The sequence below is a fragment of the Streptomyces sp. ICN903 genome (assembly GCF_022015835.1).
Taxonomy (GTDB): domain Bacteria; phylum Actinomycetota; class Actinomycetes; order Streptomycetales; family Streptomycetaceae; genus Streptomyces; species Streptomyces fenghuangensis.
Window position 1 is genome coordinate 1 of sequence record NZ_JAKMAY010000594.1, and the last position, 1,037, is coordinate 1,037.

Sequence of the window (1,037 nt, forward strand, 5' to 3'; positions counted from 1 at the left end):
GGAGGGCGGGAGACACAAGGAGCGAGCCCAGCCCGGCCAGCGCCGCCCCGGCCGGCGCGGCGGCCGGCAGCAGGGAACCCCCGATCCGCCCGCAGGCGTACCCCGCGGCCACCGCCAGCACCGCCAGCAGCACCCCCTCAGGCCGGGCGTCCCGCCCGGCCGCGCACAGCAGCGCCCAGCCGGCACAGCAGCCCAGTAACGCGGCGCCGGCGGCATCCGGCACGCCGCTTCGCTCCGGTGCGGCGGACAGTGATCCGAGCGCCGGTGAAGCCATCGTCTGCGACCCCCCGAGACAAACGGCCGCCGCGCCGGGCCCGGAGGTCCTCCGGACGCACGCCGCGGGCCGTGACGTGGGGCACACCGTAGCCCCTGGGACCGACACCCGGATACGCCCCGGCGGGAACGCTTCCGCCCCGGGCCCGCACGGGCGCCGCGGGAAGCGGCGGCGGGTCCGTAGGCTCACGGCATGGCGACTCCCGACTTCATCCGCGACCTGCGTGCCGACGTGGGACGACGGCTGCTCTTCCTGCCCGGCACCAGCGCCGTCGTCCTCGACGACGCGGACCGCGTCCTGCTCGTACGGCGGGCCGACACCGGCCACTGGTCGATCATCGGAGGCATCCCCGAGCCCGGCGAGCAGCCGGCCGACGCCGTGGTGCGCGAGGTGTACGAGGAGACCGCGGTGCGGGCCGTGCCCGAGCGGCTGGTGCTGGTGCAGACGCTGGCCCCGGTCCGCTACCCCAACGGCGACGTCTGCCAGTTCGTGGACATGTCCTTCCGCTGCCGGGCGGTGGGCGGACGGGCGCGGGTCAACGACGAGGAGTCCCTGGAAGTGGGGTGGTTCGGCCCGGACGAGCTGCCCCCGCTGGAGGAGTTCGCGCTGACGCGCATCGAGCGGGCGGGGAGCGACGGACCCACGTGGTTCCAGACCACCGCGGGGGAGTGAAGTATGGGTGCGACGCACATCGGTGGGGGAGCGGCCGCTGCCTAGGGTGCTGGCCATGACCGCGCCGCGAACCCCGCGTACCGTCCCCCCG

The 1,037-nt window shown here is 75.9% G+C and carries 1 protein-coding gene and 1 pseudogene; one reads left to right on the forward strand and one right to left on the reverse strand.

Going from position 1 to position 1,037, the window contains the following annotated elements; all coding sequences use genetic code 11:
• Nucleotides 1-274: pseudogene (locus L7D48_RS29020) on the reverse strand (O-antigen polymerase); the annotation flags it as partial.
• 192 nt (nt 275-466) lie between these two features.
• Between L7D48_RS29020 and L7D48_RS29025 the strand changes: the two are divergent.
• Entirely contained in the window at nt 467-946 is a 480-nt protein-coding gene (locus tag L7D48_RS29025) for an NUDIX domain-containing protein (protein ID WP_237884112.1), read from the forward strand.
• Nucleotides 947-1,037: the final 91 nt, after the last annotated feature.

Bases quoted from the DNA above. Each gene is read 5' to 3' on its own strand.
- L7D48_RS29025 (WP_237884112.1), top strand. From the start codon at position 467: ATGGCGACTCCCGACTTCATCCGCGACCTGCGTGCCGACGTGGGACGA.